The sequence below is a fragment of the Microbispora sp. H13382 genome, assembly GCF_014161445.1.
In the GTDB taxonomy this organism is placed as follows: Bacteria; Actinomycetota; Actinomycetes; order Streptosporangiales; family Streptosporangiaceae; genus Microbispora.
This window is the reverse complement of record NZ_JABBXA010000003.1, coordinates 14,032-30,166: the sequence shown is the minus strand read 5'-3', so window position 1 is coordinate 30,166 and position 16,135 is coordinate 14,032. Positions and strand designations below refer to the sequence as shown.

Genomic DNA, 16,135 nt, shown 5'->3' with positions numbered 1-16,135 from the left:
CGCCCTCAGTTCCCCCGCCCCGGGCCCTGCGGCCCGTTCTGCGGCGGCGTCTGCGGGCGCCCGGGGCCCGGGGATGGTGGCCCCTGCGCGGGGCCGTGGCCCGGCTCGCCAGGCTGCTGCCGATACCAGGGCGGCACGGCGGGGCCGCCGCCCGGCCACTGGCCGGGCGGCGGGGCGCCCGGAGCGTACCCCGGCGGCGGCACCCCTCGCGCGGCGCTCGCCTGGTGACGCTCCGGCAGCGGGAACGACAGCCGGGTGTAGGCCATCAGGTCCGCGAGCGACCGCTGCTGGGCGCGGAAGGTCTGCTCGTCCACCCCGCCCCGGGCCGCGCGGGCGTGCAGCAGCCCGAGCTCGGTCGAGGCGATCTGATAATCGATCATGGCCCGTGCCCCGGCCCTGCCGCCGTGGGCCTTGGCCCACGCCCTGGCCTGCCGCCGCCGGCGCAGGGACGACAACATGAAGATGTCGGCCTGGTTGATCAGCCCGTTGCGCTCGTACGGCGGCAGGTAGTGCTGGATCAGCCCGACGATCCGCCGTCTGTCCCGGAAGATCACGACGAGCTCGACGATGAGCAGCATCATCAGCAGCAGGTAGGCGATGGCGAGCCCGCCGAGGCCGGCGAAGGAGGCGAAGCCGTTCCAGAGTCCGTGCAGCAGCATGGCGCCGATCCACCCGATGACGATCACGACGACCCCGACCGCACCTCCGCGCTGGGCGGCGTACGCGACCGCGATCCCGATCAGGGAGGTGAACAGCGGATGGGCGAACGGCGACAGCACGGCCCGCAGCACGAGCGTGGCGGCCAGCCCCTGCGCGCCGTTCTCCTCCAGCGCGGCCAGGTAGTAGCTGACGTTCTCCGACATGGCGAAGCCGAGCCCGACCATGCTGGCGTAGATGATCCCGTCGGTGGGACCGTCCAGCTCCTGCCGCCGGAACCACAGCAGCCCGAGCAGGACCAGCCCCTTGGCCGTCTCCTCGACCGGCGGGGCGCCGAACGTGGCGACCAGGTTGCGGGCGTTGGTCATGTCCCCGAGCTGGTGGGCCACGTAGACGAGGTTGAGCGAGTTGAGCACGCCGGCGAGCAGGACGGCGATGCCGGCGCCCCAGGCGAACGCGAAGATCAGGTTGGTGCGGGGCTCCGGTTCCATCCGGTCGAGGGCGAGCACGCCCGCGAGCAGCAGCGGCACGGGGGCCACGGCGAGCCCGAGCGCGATGAAGAACTGGACCGGCTCGCCGTTGATGATGTCGAAGGAGAACGACACCAGGGCGCAGATCCCGGCGACGACCAGACCCACGATGAGACCGATGGACGGACGCTCCCTGAGAACGGCGCGGGGGTCGAGGCCTGCCACTGTGTGACTGTAACCGACCACGCCCGCCGTGGTCCTCCTCCGGCCCCAAAAGATCCCATCGATTGCGTCGGCCGATCGTCTCGCGCGCCGAGCCGGTCGTCCGGAGCACGTCCCGGTTACCGGCACAATGGGCGATCATGGATGTCGCACCACGTGACGGGCTCGGACGACGCGGGTTCCTCCGCGTCGCGTGCGCCGCGGCCGTCGGCTCGGTCGCCGCATGCGCGCCCGTGTCCCGGGACGCCTCCGCTCCCGCCTCCACGCCGCCCTCCGCCACCCCCACGCCGTCGCCCGGAAGGCCGGTGCCGGAACGCCTGCTGCCCGGCGACCCCGACTGGCGGGTGCGCGGACGCGGCCCCGACGAGGCGATCGAGGGCTACGGCGATCGGGCGAGCGTGCTGCCCGGGGAGTCGTTCGGGCTGCACGTCTCCACCACCGAGGGCCGCTACCGGGTCACGGCGTACCGGATGGGCTGGTACGGCGGCACGCTCGCCCGCCGGGTGTGGCGGTCGGGGTGGATGAGGGGGCGCGACCAGGGCCGCGGGCGGCTCACCGGGGACACCCGCACCGTACGCGCGGGGTGGCGGCGATCCCTCACCGTGTCCACGGAAGGCTGGCCGGAGGGGGCCTACCTGCTGCGCCTCGACACCGAGCGCGGCCACCAGCGGTACGTGCCACTGGTCGTGCGCTCGGCCTCCGGGTCCGGGCGCACGGTGATGGTGCACGCCACCCCCACATGGCAGGCGTACAACCGGTGGGGCGGCTACAGCCTCTACTACGGCGAGGACGGCCGCTACGAGAGCCGCTCGCTCGCGGTCAGCTTCGACCGCCCCTACGACCGCACCGGGATGGAGAAGTTCCTCATCCACGAGCGGCCGGTGGTGGCGCTGGCCGAACGGCTCGGCCTTCCCCTGGCGTACACGACGGGCGGTGACCTGGAGGCCGGCGACGACGTGCTCACCGGCGCATCGTCGGTGATCTTCCTCGGGCACGACGAGTACTGGACGCCCGGAATGCGCCGCACCGTGACCGAGGCCCGCGACGCGGGCGCCAACCTGGCCTTCCTGGGCGCCAACACCTGCTACCGCCGCGTCCGCCTGGAGGAGGACGGCAGGATGGTGGTCTGCTACAAGACCGCGGTGGACCGCGACCCGCTGGTCCGCACGCGCCCGTCGCTGGCGACGACCGACTTCCGTGCGGCGCCGAAGGCCGACCCCGAGTCGTCTCTCATCGGCGTGTACTACGACGGGTATCCCGTGGACGCGCCCTTCGTGGTGCACGAGCCCGGCCACTGGATCTTCACGGGCACCGGTGTACGCCGCGGCGACGCCTTCCCGCACCTGGTGGGCGTGGAGTACGACCGGGTGAACACGGACGTGCCGACGCCCAGGCCGCTGCAGATCCTCGCCCACTCGCCGGTGACCTGCGTGGGGCGTCCCAGCTTCGCCGACGCCGCCTACTACACGGCGCCGAGCGGGGCCGGGGTTTTCGCCTCGGGGACCATGCGGTGGGCCGAAACGCTCATGGCCGGCACCCGCGACCTGCCACGGGCCCACGGCATCGGCGCGCGTACGCGGGCCTTCGTCACCACCGCGACGACCAACCTGCTGAAGGGCTTCGCGGAGGGACCGGCGGCCGAGCGCCTGCCCGCCCCCGACGACAACGTACGGAAGACCTACCGCCGCTGACCGCTCGGCGCCGGAGTCGGCGGCGTTCAGACGACCAGGGAGTCGATCGCGACGGCGAGGAACAGCAGCGCCAGGTAGACGTTCGACCAGTGGAAGAACCGCATCGGGCGCAGGTCGACGCCGGTCTTGCCGGCGTTCACCCGCCCGAGCAGGCGGTGGACCTCCACGAGGCAGACCACGCCGAGCACGAGCGCGGCGGCCGGGTAGACCAGGGAGGTGCCGGCGACCGGCCACAGCAGCAGCGAGCACAACACCGTGGCCCAGGTGTAGGCGACCACCTGCTGGACGACCCGGCGCTCGGTGGTGACCACCGGGAGCATGGGCACTTCGGCCGCCGCGTAGTCCTCGCGGTAGCGCATGGCGAGCGTCCAGGTGTGCGGCGGCGTCCAGAAGAACACGACGCCGAACAGCACGACCGGGGCCCACGACAGCCCGCCGGTGATGCCGGCCCAGCCGATCAGCACCGGCATGCAGCCGGCGATGCCGCCCCACACGATGTTCTGCGACGTGCGCCGCTTGAGCACCAGCGAGTACACGAAGACGTAGAACAGGATCGCGCCCAGCGACAGCGCCGCGGCCAGCCCGTTGACCGTGAGGGCGAGCCCGAGTGTGGAAAGAGTGCCGAGAATCACACCGAAGACCAGCGCGCCCATCGGCGACACGTCGTGCTTGGCGAGCGGACGCCTGCGGGTGCGCCGCATCGTCCGGTCGATGTCCCGGTCGATGTAGCAGTTCAGGACGTTCGCGCTGCCCGCCGACAGGGTGCCGAAGACCATGGTGGCGGTGGCGGTCCACAGGTCGGGCAGGCCATGCGCCGCGAGGAACATGACCGGCAGGGTCGTGATCAGCAGCAGCTCGATGATCCGGGGCTTGGTGAGCGCCACGTAGGCCTTCACGAGCGCCCCTACGGAGCGGGGAGCCGTGGCCGTCGCGGCGGACCCGAGAGGGGCCACCGTCTGCTTGTTCGTCAAGACCGTCAAGGCGCTTCCAACACGTGCGGGGTCAACGCGTAACCTCTGATTAGGGCGGATCTCCGGGCAGCCTGTCTCCGGGCAGCAGCCGGCACTTGGTCAATCACTGTAGTCGCCACCGCAGGTGGTCCCCCAATCGGGGCCGAGGCCGCAAGCGCCGTTACCGAGGTGGCTACCAAACGGTATTACGCCGAACCCGTTAGGGTCCCCTGTGGGCGGGAAATGCCAGAACGGCGCGACAACTAGAGGGGATCGAGCAGTTGAGCAGCGCAAGCCTTGAGTGGAATGACCTCGACCGGCAGGCGGTCGACGTCGTGCGGGCCCTGGCGATGGACGCCGTGGAGAAGGCGGGATCGGGTCACCCCGGCACCGCCATGAGCCTCGCCCCCGCTGCCTACCTTCTTTTCCAGCGGGTCCTGCGTCACGACCCCTCGGATCCCAAGTGGGCGGGGCGGGACAGGTTCGTCCTCTCCTGCGGGCATTCGAGCCTGACGCTTTACATCCAGCTCTACCTGTCCGGCTACGGCCTGACCCTGGACGACCTCAAGGCGCTCCGGCAGTGGGGCAGCCTCACCCCGGGCCACCCCGAGTACGGCCACACGGCCGGGGTGGAGACCACGACCGGCCCGCTCGGCCAGGGCATCGGCAACGCGGTCGGCATGGCGATGGCGGCCCGCCGCGAGCGCGGCCTGTTCGACCCGGACGCCGCGCCCGGCACCTCGCCGTTCGACCACATGATCTGGTGCTTCGCCTCGGAGGGCGACCTCGAGGAGGGCATCAGCCACGAGGTCAGCGCCCTCGCGGGTCACCAGAAGCTCGGCAACCTGGCCGTGGTCTTCGACTCCAACCACATCTCCATCGAGGACGACACCCAGATCGCCCTGTCCGAGGACATCGCCAAGCGCTACGAGGCGTACGGCTGGCACGTCCTGGAGGTCGACTGGACGGCCACGGGCGAGTACAAGGAGGACGTCCAGGCGCTGTACGCCGCGCTGGAGGCGGCCCGCGCCGAGACCGAGCGGCCGACGTTCGTCAAGCTCCGCACGATCATCGGCTGGCCGGCGCCGAACAAGCAGAACACCGGCAAGATCCACGGCTCGGCCCTGGGCGCCGACGAGGTCGCCGCGACCAAGCGCGTCCTCGGCATGGACCCCGGCAAGAGCTTCGCGGTCCCCGCCGAGGTGCTCGACCACGCCCGCGACGTCGTCGCGCGCGGCCGCACCCTGCGCGCCGAGTGGGACAAGGGCTACCAGAGCTGGCGTGAGGCCAACCCCGAGCGGGCGGAGCTGTTCGACCGGATCTCCAAGCGCAGGCTGCCCGAGGGCTGGGACAAGGCGCTGCCGTCGTTCGAGATCGGCTCGCAGGTCGCCACCCGCAAGGCGTCCGGCGAGGTGCTGAGCGCTCTCGCGCCGGTGCTGCCGGAGCTGTGGGGCGGTTCGGCCGACCTGGCGGAGTCCAACAACACCACGATGAAGGGCGAGCCGTCCTTCATCCCGGACGAGTACCAGACCAAGGAGTTCCCCGGTAACCGGTACGGCCGGACGCTGCACTTCGGCATCCGCGAGCACGGCATGGGCGCGATCCTCAACGGCATCGCGCTGCACAACGGCACCCGCCCCTACGGCGGCACCTTCCTGGTGTTCAGCGACTACATGCGCCCGTCGGTGCGCCTCGCCGCGCTGATGAAGCTGCCGGTGACCTACGTCTGGACGCACGACTCGATCGGTCTCGGCGAGGACGGCCCGACCCACCAGCCGATCGAGCACCTGTGGGCGCTGCGCGCGATCCCCGGGCTGGACATCGTCCGCCCGGCCGACGCCAACGAGACCGCGGCCGCGTGGAAGGCCGTCCTGGAGAACAACGACCGCCCGGCGGGCCTCGCCCTGACCCGGCAGAACGTCCCCACCCTGGACGGCACGGGCGACCCGGACGCCGTCGCGCGGGGCGGCTACGTCCTGCAGGACGCGTCCAACGGCCAGCCCGCCGTCGTGATCATCGGCACCGGCAGCGAGGTCCAGCTCGCCGTCGAGGCCCGCACGATCCTGGAGTCGCAGGGCATCCCGACCCGCGTGGTCTCGATGCCGTGCGTGGAGTGGTTCCAGGCGCAGGACGCCGCCTACAAGCAGACCGTGCTGCCCCCCGCGGTCAAGGCCAGGGTCGCGGTCGAGGCGGGAATCACGCTCGGCTGGCGCGAGTTCGTGGGAGACGCGGGCGAGGTCCTCGGGCTCGACCACTTCGGCGCCTCGGCGCCGTACAAGACGATCTACGAGCAGTTCGGCCTCACCGCCGACCGCGTCGTCGCCGCCGCCAAGGCCAGCCTGGCCAAGACGGGCGCCGACAAGGGCGAGACGACCGGAAACTGAGGGACGAAGGATGAATGAGAACCTGAAGCGACTGTCCGACGCCGGAGTCTCCATCTGGCTCGACGACATCAGCCGGGAGCGGCTGCGCTCCGGCAACCTCGCCGCCCTGATCCGCGACAAGAACGTCACCGGGGTCACCTCCAACCCCACGATCTTCGCCTCCGCCCTGAGCAAGGGCGACGCCTACGACGCGCAGCTGCACGACCTCGCCACCCGCGGGGTGACGGTCGAGGAGGCCGTACGCGCGATCACCACGTTCGACATCCGCTGGGCGGCCGACGTGCTGCGGCCGGTCTTCGACGCCACCCGCGGCGTCGACGGGCGCGTGTCGATCGAGGTGGACCCGCGCCTGGCCCGCAAGACCGAGGCGACGATCGCCGAGGCCCGCGCGCTGTGGTGGCTGGTCGACCGGCCCAACGTGCTCATCAAGATCCCGGCGACCGTCGAGGGCCTGCCGGCGATCACCCAGGCCATCTCCGAGGGCATCAGCGTCAACGTCACGCTGATCTTCTCGCTCGAGCGGTACCGCCAGGTGATGGACGCCTGGCTGAGCGGGCTTGAGAAGGCCAAGGCCAACGGCCTCAACCTGGCCACGATCGAGTCGGTCGCGTCGTTCTTCGTCAGCCGCGTCGACACCGAGATCGACAAGCGCCTCGACAAGATCGGCACGCCGGAGGCCGCCGAGCTGAAGGGCAAGGCCGCCGTGGCCAACGCCCGCCTGGCGTACGCCGCGTACGAGGAGGTCATGAACTCGCCGCGCTGGCAGGCGCTGCGCGCGGCCGGCGCGCACCCGCAGCGCCCGCTGTGGGCCTCCACGGGTGTGAAGAACCCCGACTTCCCCGACACCCTGTACGTCGAGCAGCTGGTCACGGCCGGGGTCGTCAACACCATGCCGGAGAAGACGCTGGACGCCTCGGCCGACCACGGCCGGATCTCGGGCGACACCATCCGCCCGTTCTACCAGCAGGCGTGGGACGTCATGGCCTCGCTCAAGCAGGCCGGAATCGACTACGACGACGTCGTCCGCGCGCTGGAGGAGGAGGGCGTCGAGAAGTTCGAGACGTCCTGGAGCGAGCTTCTCGAGACCGTCGACGGCGAGCTGCGGAAGGCCTGAGCTACAGATGACAATCGAGGTGACCCTCGGCGACGAGGCGGACGCCGTCAAGGCGGTCAAGGACAAGCTCGTGGCCGAGGGGGTGCCCGCGGCGCTCGCCGCGGGCGACTCCACGCTGTGGGGCCCGCAGGCGCAGCCCGAGGCCGCGATCCGGCTGGGCTGGCTCAACCTGCCGCGGGCGAGCCGGGAGCTGTTGCCGGAGATCGCCAAGCTGGTGGAGCGGGCCCGCGCCGCGGGCCTGGACCACGTGGTGCTCGCCGGCATGGGCGGCTCCTCCCTCGCCCCCGAGGTGATCTGCGCCACCGAGGACGTGCCGCTGACCGTCCTCGACACCACCGACCCGCAGCAGGTCCGGCGCGCGCTCGCCGACCGGCTCGACCGCACGGTCGTGGTGGTGGCGAGCAAGAGCGGCGGCACGATCGAGACCGACAGCCACCGGCGCGTCTACGAGCAGGCGTTCCGGGACGCGGGCATCGACCCGGCCGAGCGGATCGTGGTCGTCACCGACCCCGGCTCGCCGCTGGAGCGGACGGCCATCGAGGCCGGATACCAGGTCGTGCTCGCCGACCCGAACGTGGGCGGCCGCTACAGCGCGCTCACCGCGTTCGGCCTGGTGCCGAGCGCCCTCGCCGGCGCCGACGTGGCCAAGCTGCTCGACGACGCCGCCGCGGTGGCGCCGCTGCTCGCGCAGGACGAGGGCAACCCGGGCCTGGAGCTCGGCGCGCTGCTCGGCGCGCGGGCGCTGCAGGGGCGCGACAAGCTCATCCTGCGCGACGCGCCCTCCGACATCACCGGCCTGCCCGACTGGATCGAGCAGCTCATCGCCGAGTCGACCGGCAAGGAGGGCAAGGGCATCCTGCCCGTCGTCGGCGCCGAGGCGGCCGAGGCCGGCGACCAGTTCCTCGTCACCATCGGCTCCGACAGCGGCACGACCGTCGACGGCCCGCTCGGCGCGCAGTTCCTCGTCTGGGAGTACGCCACGGCGATCGCCGGCCGGGTGCTCGGGATCAACCCGTTCGACCAGCCGAACGTCGCCGAGTCGAAGGAGAACACCACCAGGATTCTGCAGGAGGCCGGCGACGGCCCGCTGCCGACCGGCACGCCGGTGCTCACCGACGGCCCGGTCGAGGTGTACGGCGACGTGCCCGGCGACCTGAAGAACCTGGCCGACGTCCTCACCTGGCTGCTGCGCGCGATCCCCGAGCGCGGCTACCTGGCGATCATGGCGTACCTCGACCGCGAGGCCGCGTTCGACGCCGCGGTGGTCGGCGACGCCTCCTTCGAGGAGATGACCGAGACGTGGGCGAGCGCCGACGTCGCCACCCTGCGGGCGCTGCTCGACTACCGCACCGACCACGCGGTCACGTTCGGCTGGGGCCCGCGCTTCCTGCACTCCACCGGGCAGTACCACAAGGGCGGTCCGGAGACCGGCGTGTTCCTGCAGGTCACCGGGGCCGTGACCGACGACGTCGAGGTGCCCGGCAAGCCGTACACGCTGGGCAGGCTGCAACTCGCGCAGGCGCTGGGCGACCTGGGAGCCCTGACCTCCCGCGGCCGTCCGGCGGTCCGCCTGCACCTCACCGACCGCGTCGCCGGCGTCAGGCACCTGCTCTCCGTGGCCGAGGAGCTCTGACCATGCGATGCGTTACAGGCGAAGGGCCCGTCCGCAGGGAGGACACATGACGGAGCAACAGGAGCCGCAGGCCCCCGCCGACGACGCCCGGCAGGCGCCGGACGCTGCACAGCAGGCGGGAGACGAGCTGCCGCGGCAGGCCGTGGACGATCTGACGGCCGCCGAGCGGGCGGTCCTGGCCGCCGCGCAGGCCGCCACGACCGGGACGACCGAGCTGACCATGGCGGCCAACCCGCTGCGCGACCCGCGCGACCGGCGCCTGCCCCGGGTGGCCGGGCCGTGCGTGCTCGTGCTGTTCGGCGTCACGGGCGACCTCGCCAAGCGCAAGCTGCTGCCGGCGATCTACGACCTGGGGAACCGGGGGCTGCTGCCCCCGGGCTTCTCCCTGGTCGGCTTCGCCCGCCGTGACTGGGCGCACGAGGACTTCGCCCAGGTCACGTACGAGGCGGTCAAGGAGCACGCGCGGACGCCGTTCCGCGACGAGGTCTGGAAGCAGCTCAGCGAGGGCATCCACTTCTGCCCCGGCGAGTTCGGCGACGACGGCGCCTTCGACGTGCTCGCCATGATGCTCAAGGAAATCGACGAGACCCGGGGCACCGGCGGCAACTACGCCTTCTACCTGTCGGTGCCGCCGAAGTTCTTCCCGCTCGTGATCGAGCAGCTCAAGCGGACGAACCTGGCCAAGGGCCCCGAGGGCTCCTGGCGCCGGGTCGTCATCGAGAAGCCGTTCGGGCACGACCTGAAGAGCGCGCAGGATCTCAACACGATCACCAGCGCCGTGTTCCCGGAGAGCTCGGTCTTCCGGATCGACCACTACCTCGGCAAGGAGACCGTCCAGAACATCCTGGCGCTCCGTTTCGCCAACACGCTGTACGAGCCGATCTGGAACCGCGGCTACGTCGACCACGTCCAGATCACGATGGCCGAGGACATCGGCATCGGCGGCCGGGCCGGCTACTACGACGGCATCGGCGCGGCCCGTGACGTGATCCAGAACCACCTGCTCCAGCTCCTCGCGCTGGTCGCGATGGAGGACCCCACCTCCTTCGACGCCGACGCGCTGCGCCGGGAGAAGGAGAAGGTGCTGCGAGCCGTCAAGCTGCCCGCCGACCTGGCCACCGGCACCGCCCGCGGCCAGTACACGCGGGGCTGGCAGGGCGGCGAGCCGGTCGTCGGCTACCTGGAGGAGCAGGGCATCTCCTCCGACTCCGCGACCGAGACGTACGCCGCGGTGAAGCTGGAGGTGGCCAACCGCCGGTGGGCGGGAGTGCCGTTCTACCTGCGGACGGGCAAGCGGCTCAGCCGCCGGATGACCGAGGTGGCCGTCGTCTTCCAGCGGGCGCCGCACCTGCCGTTCAGCAAGGACGACACCGAGATCCTCGGCCACAACGCGCTGGTCATCCGCGTGCAGCCGGACGAGGGCATCACGGTGCGCTTCGGCTCCAAGGTGCCGGGCACGGCCATGGAGGTCAGGGACGTCAACATGGACTTCGCCTACGGCGAGTCGTTCATGGAGTCCTCCCCCGAGGCGTACGAGCGGCTGCTGCTCGACGTGCTCATCGGCGACCCGCCGCTGTTCCCGCACCAGCGGGAGGTGGAGCTGTCGTGGCAGATCCTCGACCCGATCGAGGAGTTCTGGGCCTCCGAGGGCAAGCCCGAGGGGTACGAGTCCGGCTCCTGGGGCCCCGCCTCGGCCGACGCGATGCTGGCCAGGGACGGACGCGCCTGGAGGCGGCTGTGAGCGCGGCTTCCGGCGAGGCGCGTTCCGGGCGGATCGAGCGGAGAGCGGTGTGACGACCTTCAACCTGACCGAGACGACCGCGTCGAAGATCTCTTCGACGCTCACCCGCCTGCGGCACCAGCTGGGCGCGCCCGCCGTCGGCATGGTGCTGACGCTCGTCGTGGTGGTGGACGAGGCGGGGCAGTACGACGCCCTGCGCGCGGCCACCGAGGCGGCGCGCGAGCACCCCTCGCGCATCCTCATGGTGATCAGCCGCGACCCGGCCGAGCCCAACCGGCTGGACGCGGAGATCCGCGTGGGCGAGTCGGCGCCGGGCGAGGTCGTGCTGCTGCGCCTGTACGGCGAGCTGACCGAGCACGCCGACTCGGTGATCACGCCGCTGCTGCTCACCGACACGCCGGTGGTGGTGTGGTGGCCGGGCGACTGCCCGGACCTCCCCGCCAAGAACGCGATCGGGCACCTCGGCAGCCGCCGCATCACCGACGCCAGGTCCGCTCAGGACGGCGTGTCGGCCATAGCCGCCCGGGCCGACCAGTATGTGCCCGGCGACACCGACCTGGCCTGGACGCGGCTCACGCCGTGGCGCAGCCTGCTGGCCGCCGCCTTCGACCAGCCCATCGGAAAGGTCACCGGAGGCGTGGTGGAGGCCGCGGCGGGCAACCCCAGCGCGCCGCTGCTGGCCGCCTGGCTGTGCGACCGGCTGGAGGTGCCGATCGAGGTCGCCGACTCCGCCGGCCCTGGCCTGACGGGCGTACGGCTGTCCATCGAGGACGGCGGCGAGCTGACGGTGAGCAGGGGTGACGCGAGGCTCGCCACGCTGTCGCGGCCCGGCAACCCCGACCGCCGGGTCGCCCTGGCCCGCAGGCCGACCTCGGAGCTGCTGGCCGAGGAGCTGCGCAGGCTCGACCCCGACGACATCTACGCCGCCGCGATCCGCCGCCTGGCGGAGATGAAGGGGCGGGGACGGGCGTGAGCGGCGTTCCCACCGTCATCGTCCACCGGGACGCCGAACTGCTGGCCCAGGCCGTGGCCGCCCGCCTCATCACGCGGCTGGTGGACACCCAGGCGGCCCGCGGTTCGGCGCACCTGGTGCTGACCGGCGGCACCGTGGGCATCGCGACGCTGGCCGCCCTCGCGGGGACGGCGGCGCGCGACGCCATCGACTGGCGGGCGCTCGACATCTGGTGGGGTGACGAGCGGTTCCTGCCGACCGGCGATCCCGAGCGGAACGAGACCGGGGCCCGTCAGGCCCTGCTCGACCATGTCGACGTGGACCCGGCGCGGGTCCACCCGATGCCCGGCCCCGACTCGGGGATGACCGCCGAGGAGGCCGCCGACGCGTACGCGGTCGAGCTGGCCAAGGCGGCCAGGCCCGAGGATCACGGGCCGGTGCCGTCGTTCGACGTGCTCCTGCTCGGCATGGGACCGGACGCGCACGTCGCCTCGTTGTTCCCGGACAGACCCGCGGTCTACGAGGAGGAGCGCTCGGTGGTGGCGGTGCACGGCTCCCCCAAGCCACCGCCGACCCGGCTGTCTCTGACGTTCCCGGCACTGCGGGCCGCCAGGGAGGTCTGGATCGTCGCCGCGGGCGAGGACAAGGCACAGGCGGTCCGGATGGCCCTGTCCGACGCCGGGCCGTTCCAGGTCCCGGCCGCCGGGGCACGCGGGCGGCAGCGCACGCTGTTCCTGCTCGACCGCGCCGCCGCACACAAGATCCCGCCGTCGTTGGGGCGGATCGCCTCCCCCTGACGGAGATCACATCGGAACGGCCGGGCCGGGGCACACGCCCCCGCCCGGCCGTTCGGGTATGAGACGTCACCAAGGCGAGGCAGCACCGCCGCCCGTGAGACGTCACTGCGGAGAGACGTCACTGCGCCGGTCGGAAGCTCCGGTCCTCGCGAAGCCCGCTCCGCTGGGCCTTCGCTGCGGTCCTCCCTCCCGCCCGCTCCGCTCCTTCCCCGCCGCGCCATCATTCGTGGGCGGATCGTGCCTCGTCGAGGGTGGCACGGACCTGGTCGGCACGCTGGCGGGCTGAGCGGGCGGCGCGTTCGGCGTTCGTCTCCTCGCGGCGGGCGACCTCCAGCCGGTTTTCGGCCGCCTTCAGCTTGTCCCTGGCCTTGGCCAGCTTGGCCGTCAGCGTCTCGACCTTCGCCGTGCGCCGCTCGTGCTCGCGTACGGCCTCGGTGCGCTCGGCCTCCCAGTCGGCGCGGCCCCGCTCCGCCTCCGTCGCGGCCCGTTCGGCCTCGGCGAGCGCGTTTTCGAGGCTCTCGATCCGGCGACGGCGCTCGGCTTCCCGGTGCTCGGCCTCGCGCCGTTCGCGTTCGAGTTCGTGCTCCCGGCGCTCCTGGTCTTGGTCCGGGGCCTGGTGCTCCGCCTCGGGGCCGGCACCGGCCGGAAACTTCGTGCCGGCTTTCGCGGGCTTTCCCGCCGGACGTGCTGCGGCGGGTTCGGGGGCGGGACGTACGACGGGGGCGGGAGTGAAGCCGCTGTAGCTCAGGGGGCGGGTCAGCGTGCCCCGGCGCACCTGTTCGGCCGCGTCCTCGTCCACCACGGCGGCGTCGAGCGTCTGCTCGATTTCCAGGTCGGCCGTGGAGCCCAGCGGATGCCCGGCCACCTCGGCCTCCTCGCGTACGGACCGGACGAGACGGGCGACGAGCGGGGTACGTTCGCGGCCGGCCTCGGCCAGGGCGTCCGCGTCCTGGGCCCGCCAGGCCTCCCGCAGCCGTCGTCCGAGGTCGAGCAGCCGGCCGAGTTCGTCCCCGCGCTCGCGGGCCGTCCGGTTGACGGCCCAGGCCACGACCGTGGGTTTGCGCAACGCCTTGATCCGCTTGGCCAGCGCGGCGTCCCCGGCCGCCTTCACTTCTTTCGCCAGCGCGTCGCGGGCCGAGGTGAACTCCTCGGGCACCATGCCGTAGAGCCGTTCGGCCGCCTCGTCGAAGTCCACAGACCACCTTGTACCTGAGTTCGCCGCGGCGTTCCACCGGCACCGGCGAGATCTCCTGAACGGGCGACCGCCGTCGACTGTGTCGCGGATCGCCCGTCCGCTCTCAGACCGGCAGGCCGGGCAGCGTGGGCGACCCGACCTCGAGCGACGGTTCGCCGTCCAGGAATCGCAGGTGCGCGTGATACTCGGGGGCCGTGATCTCATTCGACATGACGGACCGGTCGGTCGTGTTCTCTGCCGTGACTCCCACCGTGGCACGCCTGGTGATACGCGGCGACGGCGCCGCCTACCGGCTGCGGAAGACCGGACAGCTACACACGCTGGAGGCCGGGCGGCGCGCCCGTGTTCCGGCTCTGGCAGCCGTATTCACCGGACGACGCGTGGTCTGTCGAGACGATAACGACCACTCCACCAACCCCGGGAAGGCCACCGCAGGAATCGATCACGGATTCGTTCTGGGATTGGGTCACCGGTGATGAGTCCAGCGCGTTCTGGGAATGGATGGCCGGCAAGGTCACCGGCGATCTGGAGATGCCGCTGTTCCTGCCCGAAGGCAGCTATGCCCTCGCGCTCGCCACACGCCCGCTACTGCGGTCCGCTCGCGTTCTCATGGGCAACGAGTCCGTGAGCAGACCCTCCACCGCTCTGACGCTGTGTGACGGAGCTCCGGCTCACGCTCTCGTATTCGGGCGCCATGCCGAGCCGACGCTCAACGCTCCGCTGATCGGCGTCCCGATCCTCAATTGCGGTCGGAGCTGCTCCTCGACGCGCTGGCCGCCTTCCAGGACAGCGACCCCGCCCTCGCTCTGTGGCACGACAAGCAGGCGCGGGAGTTCGTCGAGTGGTGCACCGCCGAGTGACGGGGATCGAGAGAGCGGAGCGGAAGGGAGCGAGGACCGCAGCGAAGGCCCAGCGGAGCGGGCTTCGCGAGGACCGGAGGTTCCTTCCGGCGCAGTGACCGCCCCCGCCAAGGGACCCGCGCACTGACCGGCCCGTCCGTCCGGCACGGTGACCGGCCGGGCCGAGATCCGTAGACCCCGCGAACGGCGCGCACCTGCGGCGAGCCGTCCTGGTCCGGTGCCCTGAGCTACCCCGGACCAGGAGGACCACCCGTGAGGACGTCAGCTCGGGGACGCCGTCGCCATCACGCCCACGGCGAGCCGCGCCTCGACCACACCGGGGTCCTCGGTGTGGGTGAGCGTCGCGCCGAGGGAGCCGAGCAGCCTGCGCATGCGCGTGTTGTCGTACAGGAGGGTCGCCCGCACCTCGGCGAAGCCGAGGTCCCTGGCCTGGGCGAGGAGCATGCGGGCCAGGTGGGTGCCGAGCCCCCGGCCCTGCCAGCGGTCCTCCACGAGGAAGGCGATCTCCGCGATGCCCGGGTCGGGAGTGAACATCAGCGAGGCGAGCGCGACGACCTGCCCGTCGTGCCCGGCGACGAGCGACTGCCCGCGGGCCCGGTCGCACAGCCGGTCGAACATGTGGGGCGGCAGGGTGGGGTTGGCGGTGAAGTAGCGGAACCTGCGCGTCTCGGGCGAGCAGCGCTCGTGCAGGTCGCGCAGCGCCTCGCGATAAAGCGAAGTCAACGGCTTGACCTGCACCTCCGCGCCGTCGGCGAGCCGCACCGGCCCCTCGGCCGCGGACGGCTCGGCCGGCGGCTGCGCCAGCCTCACCATCGCGGCGGCGCGGGCCGCCTCGGTCAGGGTGAACGGGAGCCCTGAGCGGCGCAGCCGGATCGACCGCCGCGGCGCCACGGGCACCACCAGCAGAGTCGGGTCGGGCAGCTCCAGCGCCTCCCCCTCGTCCCGCTCGCCGTCCTCGTTCCGCGGGCGCACGGCGGCCGCGCCGTACACCCAGCGGGCGTCGTCGGCGCGCAGCAGCTCGCCCAGGATCTCCGGCAGGCGCCAGGGAGCAGAGCGCAGCCGGGCCGCGAGCAGCAGCGTCCGCGTCGGCTCGTCGGTCAATTCGTGCGCGGTGGCGGGGACGATCCGCACCCGTCTCCCGCCGGCCGCCTCCAGCGCCTCGCGTACGGCCTCGGGGGAGGCGGGGATGTCGGTGACGAACTCGTCGACCGTGCCGTCCGTGTCGGGCTGCACCGACAGGCCCAGGATGTTGCCGCCCCTGTCGGCCAGGGCCGTCGCCAGCGACGCCAGCCGCCCCGGCCGCTCGTCCACGGTCGTACGAATCCGGAAGAACCCCATCGGTATCCGCTCCCTCCGTTGCGCTGGTCTCCAGGGTGGCGGAATGCTGTTACACGCTTGCTACACAGCGGTGAGCCGATCGTTTCCTGTCGATGCGCCACGTTACGACTACGGTTATCCGCATGTGTTCC

Annotated in this window: 11 protein-coding genes; 7 read left to right on the top strand and 4 right to left on the bottom strand. The window is 72.1% G+C overall.

Going from position 1 to position 16,135, the window contains the following annotated elements; translation table 11 throughout:
• Positions 1–5: 5 nt before the first annotated feature.
• Positions 6–1,352 carry a PrsW family intramembrane metalloprotease gene (locus HHX41_RS07780; RefSeq protein ID WP_182905392.1) on the bottom strand — a complete coding sequence of 449 codons (1,347 nt, stop codon included), beginning with the start codon at positions 1,350–1,352 and terminating at the stop codon, positions 6–8.
• Positions 1,353–1,489: 137 nt separating this feature from the next.
• Here HHX41_RS07780 and HHX41_RS07775 point away from each other — a divergent pair, with 137 nt between their 5' ends.
• Entirely contained in the window at positions 1,490–3,040 is a 1,551-nt protein-coding gene (locus HHX41_RS07775) for a N,N-dimethylformamidase beta subunit family domain-containing protein (protein WP_182905391.1), read from the top strand.
• Between the two features lie 26 nt (positions 3,041–3,066).
• Here HHX41_RS07775 and HHX41_RS07770 read toward each other — a convergent pair whose 3' ends face one another.
• Entirely contained in the window at positions 3,067–4,020 is a 954-nt protein-coding gene (locus HHX41_RS07770; protein ID WP_182905390.1) for a heme o synthase, read from the bottom strand.
• Positions 4,021–4,340: 320 nt separating this feature from the next.
• On the opposite strand from HHX41_RS07770, the gene tkt reads away from it, so the two are divergent.
• The 6 genes from tkt to pgl all read left to right on the top strand — a co-directional run bounded on the left by tkt (position 4,341) and on the right by pgl (position 12,611).
• Positions 4,341–6,374 (top strand): transketolase, encoded by a 2,034-nt coding sequence (gene tkt / locus HHX41_RS07765; RefSeq protein WP_259400802.1) that lies wholly within the window; start codon positions 4,341–4,343, stop codon positions 6,372–6,374.
• 10 nt (positions 6,375–6,384) lie between these two features.
• Complete coding sequence (gene tal / locus HHX41_RS07760; protein ID WP_182905389.1) at positions 6,385–7,488, top strand: transaldolase; 1,104 nt, start codon at positions 6,385–6,387, stop codon at positions 7,486–7,488.
• A 7-nt stretch (positions 7,489–7,495) separates the two neighbouring features.
• Positions 7,496–9,121, top strand: coding sequence for a glucose-6-phosphate isomerase (locus tag HHX41_RS07755; protein ID WP_182905388.1), 1,626 nt, complete (start codon positions 7,496–7,498; stop codon positions 9,119–9,121).
• Between the two features lie 220 nt (positions 9,122–9,341).
• The gene (gene zwf / locus HHX41_RS07750) at positions 9,342–10,862 is read left to right on the top strand and encodes a glucose-6-phosphate dehydrogenase (protein ID WP_169986060.1); all 1,521 of its coding nucleotides are present in this window, start codon (positions 9,342–9,344) and stop codon (positions 10,860–10,862) included.
• 49 nt (positions 10,863–10,911) lie between these two features.
• Positions 10,912–11,835, top strand: coding sequence for a glucose-6-phosphate dehydrogenase assembly protein OpcA (locus tag HHX41_RS07745; protein WP_169985980.1), 924 nt, complete (start codon positions 10,912–10,914; stop codon positions 11,833–11,835).
• Positions 11,832–12,611: a 6-phosphogluconolactonase gene (pgl, locus tag HHX41_RS07740; protein WP_182905387.1), complete on the top strand. Its 780-nt coding sequence runs from the start codon at positions 11,832–11,834 to the stop codon at positions 12,609–12,611. The genes HHX41_RS07745 and pgl overlap by 4 nt, the downstream gene beginning before the upstream one ends.
• A gap of 220 nt (positions 12,612–12,831) precedes the next feature.
• On the opposite strand, the gene HHX41_RS07735 is transcribed toward pgl, so the two are convergent.
• Together HHX41_RS07735 and HHX41_RS07730 are read right to left on the bottom strand one after the other, a co-directional pair.
• A complete protein-coding gene (locus tag HHX41_RS07735; protein ID WP_182905386.1) occupies positions 12,832–13,806 on the bottom strand; it encodes a hypothetical protein in 975 nt (324 codons plus the stop codon).
• Between the two features lie 1,121 nt (positions 13,807–14,927).
• A complete protein-coding gene (locus tag HHX41_RS07730; RefSeq protein ID WP_182905385.1) occupies positions 14,928–16,004 on the bottom strand; it encodes a GNAT family N-acetyltransferase in 1,077 nt (358 codons plus the stop codon).
• Between the last annotated feature and the right edge of the window lie 131 nt (positions 16,005–16,135).

Excerpts from the sequence above, each read along its gene's own strand:
- HHX41_RS07775 (WP_182905391.1), top strand. The coding sequence starts at position 1,490 with ATGGATGTCGCACCACGTGACGGGCTCGGACGACGCGGGTTCCTCCGC.
- tkt (WP_259400802.1), top strand. The coding sequence starts at position 4,341 with ATGGACGCCGTGGAGAAGGCGGGATCGGGTCACCCCGGCACCGCCATG.
- tal (WP_182905389.1), top strand. The coding sequence starts at position 6,385 with ATGAATGAGAACCTGAAGCGACTGTCCGACGCCGGAGTCTCCATCTGG.
- HHX41_RS07755 (WP_182905388.1), top strand. The coding sequence starts at position 7,496 with ATGACAATCGAGGTGACCCTCGGCGACGAGGCGGACGCCGTCAAGGCG.
- zwf (WP_169986060.1), top strand. The coding sequence starts at position 9,342 with ATGGCGGCCAACCCGCTGCGCGACCCGCGCGACCGGCGCCTGCCCCGG.
- HHX41_RS07730 (WP_182905385.1), bottom strand. The coding sequence starts at position 16,004 with ATGGGGTTCTTCCGGATTCGTACGACCGTGGACGAGCGGCCGGGGCGG.